8 protein-coding genes and 1 pseudogene are annotated in these 8,950 nt (G+C 41.4%); all 9 read left to right on the top strand.

Annotated features, from left to right (window positions below; all coding sequences use genetic code 11):
- A pseudogene (locus L976_RS13880) lies at nt 1-498 on the top strand (methyl-accepting chemotaxis protein); the annotation flags it as partial.
- A 14-nt stretch (nt 499-512) separates the two neighbouring features.
- Nucleotides 513-797, top strand: coding sequence for an STAS domain-containing protein (locus tag L976_RS13875; RefSeq protein WP_037429105.1), 285 nt, complete (start codon nt 513-515; stop codon nt 795-797).
- Between the two features lie 7 nt (nt 798-804).
- Entirely contained in the window at nt 805-2,502 is a 1,698-nt protein-coding gene (locus L976_RS13870) for an ATP-binding SpoIIE family protein phosphatase (RefSeq protein WP_047537586.1), read from the top strand.
- Nucleotides 2,503-2,505: 3 nt separating this feature from the next.
- Nucleotides 2,506-2,871: a response regulator gene (locus L976_RS13865; RefSeq protein WP_037418002.1), complete on the top strand. Its 366-nt coding sequence runs from the start codon at nt 2,506-2,508 to the stop codon at nt 2,869-2,871.
- Nucleotides 2,872-2,887: 16 nt separating this feature from the next.
- Nucleotides 2,888-4,993, top strand: coding sequence for a chemotaxis protein CheA (locus tag L976_RS13860; RefSeq protein WP_047537583.1), 2,106 nt, complete (start codon nt 2,888-2,890; stop codon nt 4,991-4,993).
- 14 nt (nt 4,994-5,007) lie between these two features.
- Nucleotides 5,008-5,520: a chemotaxis protein CheW gene (locus L976_RS13855; protein WP_037418008.1), complete on the top strand. Its 513-nt coding sequence runs from the start codon at nt 5,008-5,010 to the stop codon at nt 5,518-5,520.
- A gap of 5 nt (nt 5,521-5,525) precedes the next feature.
- Nucleotides 5,526-7,496 (top strand): methyl-accepting chemotaxis protein, encoded by a 1,971-nt coding sequence (locus L976_RS13850; protein ID WP_047537580.1) that lies wholly within the window; start codon nt 5,526-5,528, stop codon nt 7,494-7,496.
- Complete coding sequence (locus L976_RS13845) at nt 7,497-8,348, top strand: CheR family methyltransferase (protein WP_047537577.1); 852 nt, start codon at nt 7,497-7,499, stop codon at nt 8,346-8,348.
- Complete coding sequence (gene cheD, locus L976_RS13840) at nt 8,329-8,949, top strand: chemoreceptor glutamine deamidase CheD (RefSeq protein ID WP_037418018.1); 621 nt, start codon at nt 8,329-8,331, stop codon at nt 8,947-8,949. The genes L976_RS13845 and cheD overlap by 20 nt, the downstream gene beginning before the upstream one ends.
- Nucleotide 8,950: the final 1 nt, after the last annotated feature.

Genomic DNA, 8,950 nt, shown 5'->3' with positions numbered 1-8,950 from the left:
GTCGTGGCGGATGAAGTGCGTGCATTGTCTAACCGCAGTTCTGGATTTAGTGAAAGTATTCAAAAACAACTGAGATCTATTCAGAATCAGATTGAACAACTCACCCAGCATGTAAGTAAAGTTGCCGCACAGGATATGAGTTATATTATTGATGCAAAAAAAGATATTGATACAGCACTCAAACAAATTATCGTAAAGGCGGAAAAGGATTCTAAGGTCATTGCGCGCATTGATTCATCTGCGCATGAACTTGAAATAGCAATTTCAGATACGATAAGGGGATTACAATTTAGTGATATAACCTCTCAAAGTTTGTCACACACCAATCAAGCATTACATCATTTAAAAGAATCGCTCAAACAAGTCACAGCTATGTCTTATGAGGAGTTTGGAATTACCGGTGAAGACGTGACTGAAAAAATGAGTCGGCACCGAAATGAAAAACATAATCCCGTATCAAGGAATGAAATAACGAGTGGCGAAATCGAACTCTTTTAAATGGATATTATATTATGTCAAACATTCAGACCATTATCTTGCCAGAGCGATTTGACTTTTATTACCACAAAAATTTTACACGAGACTATCAACAAATCTTAACTCTTAAGGACGTTAATCATATTATTTTGGATTTTAGCCGAGTGTTATATCTTGATAGTTCAGCGTTAGGCATGATGGTACTGCTATATCGAAAAGCTCAAGAAAAGGGAATGTCGACATCAGTAAAAGGAGCTCATGGTCAAGCTGAGGAGATATTAACCATCGCCAACATGCAGAAAATTTATATCATCGAGTAACCTAGCTATGTCAGAGCACTCAGCAATTAATCACTTTGTATTGGTTGTCGATAATGATGCTGTTGTGAGTCAGTCTATCAGTGACTTTATTCATAGCAAAGGTTATAACGTGATTATCTGTGATAATCTTGAGGATGCTTTTTTTGAAATATCCATCAACAGAATTGATTTGATTTTAGTGAATTTCTTTCAGTCCGATGGTACAGCGTTGACATTGCTAGAAAATCTTCGTCAATTGAATAAGGAAATTCCAGTTGTCGTTGTAACTGATAGGAAAGAACCTCAGGCATTTTTAGATTGCTTTAAAATGGGGGTATTGGATTTTGTTGTTAAACCTATCAATGTTGAATTGTTTTGGTATAAAGCTGAAATTTTATTAACACGTATCAGATTGCAAGAAAAAGTTAAGCAGCAAAGTGTTGAACTCGAAAAAATGCTCTATGAAAAAGCAAGGGAAGAGCAACTGGCTCGTCATATTTTTGAGCATTTAGTGAATGTTGATAATAGCCAATTTGACTTTATAAAGTCATTTTCTCAAGCAAGTGCGAATTTTAGTGGCGATATTTTGTTAAATAGTGTCTCACCTAACGGTAATTTATTCATTATGCTAGCTGATTCAACAGGTCACGGTCTTAGTGCTGCCATGCCTATCATGCGAGTGGCAAGTACATTTAAAGCTATGGTTTATAAGTGCTTTTCACTAGTAACCTTAATCTATGAGCTTAATGAAAAATTATTTTACGAAAATCCAGATGATAGATTTGTTGCCTGCATTCTTCTTGAAGCCGATTTATTTCGTAATAAACTTTATGTTTGGAATGGTGGTATGCCGCCTGTTTTTCTTCACCTCAGACATAATAATCAATCTCAAGATAATAATTCGTGGCTAAATAAAGTGTTTAAGTCAACGAATATGGCGCTTGGAATTTTACCGCCAAATACATTTATTGCAGACATTGTTGAGATTGATTTGCCGCACGAAGGATATGCATGTCTATATAGCGATGGATTAATTGAACAGCCATTATTTGATAACTCTCAGTTTGGTATGGAGCGACTTAATGCTCTGTTTCATGAAAAGTTAGACTCCTTGCCTTATTTTTTTAAAGAAAATTTTGATAATAATTCTCTGGATAATCATATTGTTGATGATATTAGTGTTTGCACTCTTGATTTTCAGCGTCTTCATGACTGGTATCGTTCTCAAGATGTTAGGCATTTATTATCAAATAAGAATGGAGAGTTTGATTGGGATATCAAGATATCAGGACCTATGCTACTAAGTGCGGATTACTTGAGTATGCTCAACCAGTTTTTATCAGCATTTGGTTTTGCGACATATTTTTGTCAAAGAGTATTTACGGTAGTGGCCGAGTTATTTAGTAATGCTATCGACCATGGTGTACTAAAATTAGATTCTAGACTAAAAAATGATCCTGAAGGCTTTGAATTGTACCATAGTATAAGAGATGGCTGCGCAGATAGGCTTACTTCAAATGATTGGGTAAAAGTGAGCATAACGTGGAATGACAGGTATGAACTGTTGATCACTGTGTCTGATAGTGGCAAAGGATTTACTGGTTTTGATAAATCGATTTCAAATTATCCTGAACTTTCTGGACGAGGCTTATCACTGGTGAAAAAATTATGTAAACACTATGAATTAATTTCTCCCGGTAATATCACTAAAGTGGTTATGGAATAGGGCATGAGTAAAAAAATATTAATTGTTGATGATTCTGCTGCCATTCGACAGATGGTTGAAGCCACGCTGAAATCAGCAAACTATCTAGTCACTTTGGCTAAAGATGGCCAAGAGGCTCTCGATTTGTGTAGTAGCCAGCGATTTGATTTTATTTTGACTGACCAAAATATGCCGAGAATGGATGGTTTAACCTTAATTAAATCTTTGCGAGGGATGTCCGCATATATGCGAACCCCAATCATAATGCTAACCACTGAAGCGGGAGAAGATATGAAAGCCCAAGGAAAAGCGGTTGGTGCAACGGGATGGATGGTTAAGCCTTTTGACCCGCAAAAATTATTAGCAATAACCGCCAAAGTGCTGGGTTGAAGGTATCGGGGGCAATATGTCCATTAATATGGCTGAGTTTCATCAAGTCTTTTTTGAAGAAAGCCATGAGCATCTTGAAAGCATGGAGCAACTGCTTATTGCCCTCGATCTTCAGTCGCCAGATCCCGAGGAGTTAAATACTATTTTTCGAGCGGCGCACTCTATTAAGGGAGGCAGTGGTATTTTTGGCTTTACGGCGCTCACCAGTGTCACTCACGTAATGGAAAACCTACTCGATAAAGTGAGAAAGGGTACATTTGAGTTATCTTCCGGGGTCATTGATTTACTTTTGAAGACGGTTGACACGCTATCCCACATTCTTAGCTTGTATCGTGAAGATTCACCAATTGATTGGCAACAGGTTGAATTTGCTAAAAATCAATTAATTGCAGCATTAAATGGTGAGCCTTTTTCGATTACCCATTCTAACGAAACGTTCACTTCGCCAATTCAAACAGCAGTGCCACACACAGCAACGGTTTTACCCAAGGCCTGTGACGAGAATGATCTCGGCTTTGGTTTTTTTGAAGATGATGTCAAATTAACCTTAGCCATTGAAAATCAAGATTTTGGTTTTTTTGATGAAGCGTATATTGCGAAAGAAATTAGTATTGATGATTTAAGCAAAACGGTCACAAATAGTCAGCAACTTAGTACAGCGCCTGACGATGACTTAGGTTTTGGTTTCTTTGAGTCTTTAACAGCTGAAAGCATTGACAGTGAAATTGATGCTTTAGTGCAGATTAAAACTAATCCAGCACATCCCATCATTGAGCCAATTGCAGAGCCTATTAGTCATCATTCCGGTGCTAAAGTGCCTCGTTATACAGGCAAAGTCACGCAAACCGAAAAAACAGAACCCACAGATTTGGTTACTTCAAATGCATCAAATCAGCATGTGGCTTCTGCGGTCACATCACCACAAACAACTGTTGCGACTAAAAAAGTCAACACGACCACTCAAGATGCCACATTAAGAGTCGAAACCTCCAAAATCGATACCCTAGTCAATCTTGCGGGTGAATTGGTTATTACCCAGTCAATGTTGACCCTCATTGGTAATGAGCTGTCGGGTGAATTGGGTGAAAGGCTTAAGACTGCATTGGTCGAACTTGAGCGAAATACGCGGGAGATGCAAGAGGCTGTGATGTCGGTCCGAATGTTGCCAGTTTCCTTTGTATTCAACCGGTTTCATCGATTAGTCAGGGATTTATCAGAACAACTCGGCAAAAATGTCAATCTCGTGATCGAAGGTGGCAACACGGAAATCGATAAGGGCATGATTGAAAAGCTGGTCGATCCGCTCACGCATCTAGTACGCAATAGTTTAGACCATGGTATTGAAAAACCAGAAGTCAGGCGTGCGTTGGGTAAAGCTGAAACGGCCCAATTATCGCTTAAAGCAAGTCAGCGGGGGGGCTGTATTGTCATTGCTGTGCACGATGATGGTGCTGGATTACATCGCGAGAGGATCTTACAAAAAGCCCGAGAAAATAATATGCCAGTTGCGGATAACATGCCGGATAAACTGATTTGGCAACTGATTTTTACCGCCGGATTTTCGACCGCCAAGGAAATTACTGATGTTTCTGGCCGTGGTGTCGGGATGGATGTTGTTCGTCGAAATATTGAAGCACTAGGCGGACGAATCGATATCGATTCCGTGGCGGGTCATGGGGCTACCTTTGAAATTCAATTGCCACTGACCTTAGCCATTGTTGATGGGATGAGTGTGAGTGTGGGGAATCAAATCTATATTTTACCGCTTGTCCATATTATCGAATCAATACAACCCCATAATGAGCAGCTAACGTCCTTCGCTCACGAGCGTTTAATCCGAGTCAGGGAAGAATATTTACCCCTATTAAACCTGCATCAATTGATGGAAATCGATCCGTTTGCCAAGCGTCCCGAAGAGGGCATTGTGGTGCTCCTTGAAAGCAACAATAAACGTTTTGGATTGTTTGTTGATGCATTGGTTGGTCAGCAGCAGGTTGTGATTAAAAGTCTTGAAAAACATTATCGTCGGATCCCTGGCGTGTCTGGAGCCACCATCATGGGAGATGGTAGTGTCGCTTTAATTCTCGATGTGGAATCACTGGCCCAGCATATTAAGCATTAACTGAGGACATGCTAATGGAAAGTCGCACATTGCTCGGCCCTAAACCGGAATTTAGTGCCCATGATGAAGTAGAGTTTTTAAGTTTTGTGCTGGGTGAAGAACACTATGCATTGGACATTATGTCGGTAAAAGAAATAAGAGGTTACGAGCCTGTCACAAAAATTGCCAATGCGCCCAGTTTTATTAAAGGAGTGCTTAACCTGCGTGGTGATATCGTACCGATTGTCGATTTACGAATGAAATTTAATGTCGGAACAGCTACTTATGATGAGTTCACGATAGTGATTATGCTCAATGTTTGTGACCGAATTGTCGGCATCGTGGTCGATGCTGTTTCAGATGTCATTAAACTGGCGAGTGAAGCTATTTTACCCGCCCCGCAATTTGGCGCTGCCTTTGATAGTCGCTATCTCAAAGGTCTCGCAACCGTTGAAGAAAAAATGATTATTTTGGTCAATATTCAAGCTCTTATCAGCAGTGATGAGTTGGGGCTAATGGATACAAACAGTCTTTCTGAGCAGGAGTAAACACTATGGGTATCTTAGATATTTTCGGTAATACCGAAGAGCGCCAACGTCGAGATGAAGAGCGCCAACGTTATTTCCAATTGCTCGATAACAGTGGTAATAATTTCATGATTGCCGATAGTGAGCGCAATATCATTTACGCCAATAAAGCCGTACTGAATATGCTGTCAGAGGCTGAGGCTGATATCCGTAAACAGTTACCCCAGTTTTCCGTTGCCAAGATCGTTGGCAGTAATATCGATATCTTCCATGTTAATCCCGCTCATCAGCGCAATATGCTAGAAAGATTAACACAACCACATACGGCACAAATCAGCATTGGTAAGCGTACCTTTAAATTGATACTGACACCTATTATTTCCCGTGATAATAAGCATTTAGGGACTGGTGTTGAGTGGATTGACCGCACTGAAAGTATTGAAGCTGAACGGGCAACCCAACGCATATTAGAAGCGCTCAATAACACAAGCACCAATGTGATGATCGCCGATGCCAATCGAACCATTATTTATATGAACCGTTCAGTTGAAGCCATGTTACGCCGCTCTGAAAGTGAAATTCGCCAGGTTTTACCCCATTTCGCCGTGGATAAGATCATCGGTAGTTCTATGGATATCTTCCACCGTAATCCGGCGCATCAAGCGAGTCTGCTTGACAAGCTCGATCGTAAATATGAGTCGCAGATCAAAGTGGCGAGTTGTCATTTCCGTCTAACGGCAAGCCCGATTATTGCAAAGTCAGGTGAACGGTTAGGCACAGTTGTTGAGTGGCTCGACCGTACTGAAGAAGTACAAGTTGAACAAGAAATTGCTCGGATCGTTGGGGCAGCCGCTGCGGGAGACTTTACCCAACGTGTTGATAGTCAAAGTAAGCAGGGTTTTTTCTTAATGTTAGCGAATAGCCTCAATGCTTTGATTGAAACCTCTGATAGAGGATTACAAGATGTTGCTCGTGTGCTAATGGCCATGGCTGAAGGGGATTTGACCACGAGGATTTATAACGAGTATGAAGGCACCTTTAATGATTTAAAAAACTATTCAAACCAAACCGCTGAAAAGCTCTCTTACATGATAAGAGATATTCAAAAAGCAGCTGATACCATCAATACCGCATCTACTGAAATCGCTCAAGGCAATGCCGATCTGTCCAGTCGAACAGAGGAGCAAGCCTCGAGTCTCGAAGAAACTTCCGCCAGCATGGAAGAGTTAACGGGAACTGTAAAATTAAATGCTGATAATGCCAGCCAAGCCAATGCCTTAGCTTCAAAAGCTGCCGATGTGGCTGAAGATGGGGGAGAGCTTATCCAGCAAGTCGTGCAAACCATGGCGTCAATCAACGAATCCGCGCGCAAAATTGCCGATATTATTGGCGTGATCGATGGTATTGCCTTTCAAACCAATATATTGGCGCTCAATGCTGCGGTCGAGGCAGCCAGAGCCGGTGAGCAGGGGCGGGGGTTTGCGGTCGTGGCCTCAGAAGTGCGAAGCTTGGCTCAACGTTCTGCAAATGCAGCGAAAGACATTAAGGCATTAATCTCTGACTCGGTCAGTAAAATTGAGAGCGGCAATAGCCTCGTCGGAAAATCCGGCGATACCATGAAGGAAATTGTCATTGCAATCAAACGAGTGAACGACATTATGGCGGAAATAGCCTCCGCCTCTAATGAGCAAGCGATTGGGATCGATGAAATAGGCAAAGCCGTTGTGCAAATGGATGAAATGACGCAGCAAAATGCGGCGTTAGTCGAAGAAGCCGCTGCGGCAGCTGAAAGTATGCAATCTCAGGCGCAGCAACTAGCTGATAGTGTTGCAAATTTCAAAGTCGATGAGGAAACAAGCGTAATTGGCCGCACCTCTGAGCTTAAAAAAATAGCGACTAAAACCCCCTCATTAGCACGAGTGTCCACGAAACCTAAAGCAATGACGCCTAAGCCTAGGTTAAATAAAGTCGATCAAGATGAATGGGAAGACTTTTGATTGAGTGATCTCAGACCGCTAGGTAAGGAATATGTGTTTACATTGGCTCACTTTAAGGCGGTGAAGACCCTGCTGTATCGGTTCGCTGGTATAAAATTAGCCGACAGTAAAGACGCTATGGTGTATAGCCGATTAGTGAGGCGAATTAGGGTACTGAAATTGTCGGGATTTACGGCTTATTTAGAGTATTTACAAGCGAATGAATGCGAACACCAGGAATTTATTAATGCACTCACGACTAATCAAACCGCGTTCTTTCGTGAGCCGCATCATTTTGAGGTGTTAAAACGCTATTTACAGACTCATCCACACACAAAACGGATCTGGTGTGCTGCAAGTAGCACGGGTGAAGAACCTTATTCGATAGCTATGGTCGTCGCTGAGCATTTTGGTCGATTTAATACGCCGATTGAGATAATAGCGTCAGATATTGACAGTGCCGTCTTAAAAAAAGCGCAGACGGGGATTTATCCGATAGAGCGTATTGAGACGGTGAGCGATGAGCGTAAAACGTTATTTTTTCAGCGGGGTAAAGGGGCGAAACTCGGTCAAGTCCGTGTGATCCCGGAATTAAAGCAAATGTTGCAGTTTACTCGAATCAACTTAGTTGATTCTTTTTGGTCGATTAAAACCCCCGTCGATATTATTTTTTGCCGAAATGTAATGATTTATTTCGATAAAGCAACTCAAGAAGCCATTTTAAAACATATGGTGCTGTCACTAACGGAAGAGGGGTTATATATCGCGGGACATTCTGAAAATTTCAATATGTTTCCACAGATCCTCACCCCTGTAGGACAAACTACTTATCAGGCCGTAAAGGGAAAAACGAGTGCTAAGACCGAATATTGAATATCCTGCCCTAGGGCCAAATCGGTATTTTGATCACTTGTTTGATTGTGAAGCCGTGAAAATTATGCCGGGTGAATATTATGCCACTCGGGAGGGTAACTTAATTGTGACTGTATTAGGGTCGTGTATTGCCGTTTGCTTATATGATCTCGAACGGAAAATTGGTGGCATGAATCACTTTTTATTGCCCAGTTGCGATAATCATGGAAATGGTATTTTAGCTGAATCAGCGCGTTATGGTGTCTATGCGATGGAGTTGCTGATCAATGATTTATTGAAATTAGGTGCAAGACGGCAGTTCATTGAAGCGAAGGTGTTTGGTGGTGGCAACATGCTATCAGGATTAACATTACACAATATTGGCGAGCGTAATGCTGAATTTGTGTTGGATTACTTGCAGATAGAGCAAATACCCGTCATCGCTGCGGACTTACTCGATATTTACCCGCGTAAAGTGTACTTCTTCCCGGAAACAGGATTAGTTAAAGTTAGAAAAATCAAGACGATGCATAATAGCACTATTATGGATAGGGAAAGTGAATACCGCTTACGGATTAAAAATCTTCCGAGTGGTGGGGATGTGGAACTCTTTGGTGAATAGC

Source organism: Shewanella sp. ZOR0012 (assembly GCF_000798835.1).
GTDB classification, from domain to species: Bacteria; Pseudomonadota; Gammaproteobacteria; order Enterobacterales; family Shewanellaceae; genus Shewanella; species Shewanella xiamenensis.
This window is presented reverse-complemented; position numbering and strand designations above follow the sequence as displayed.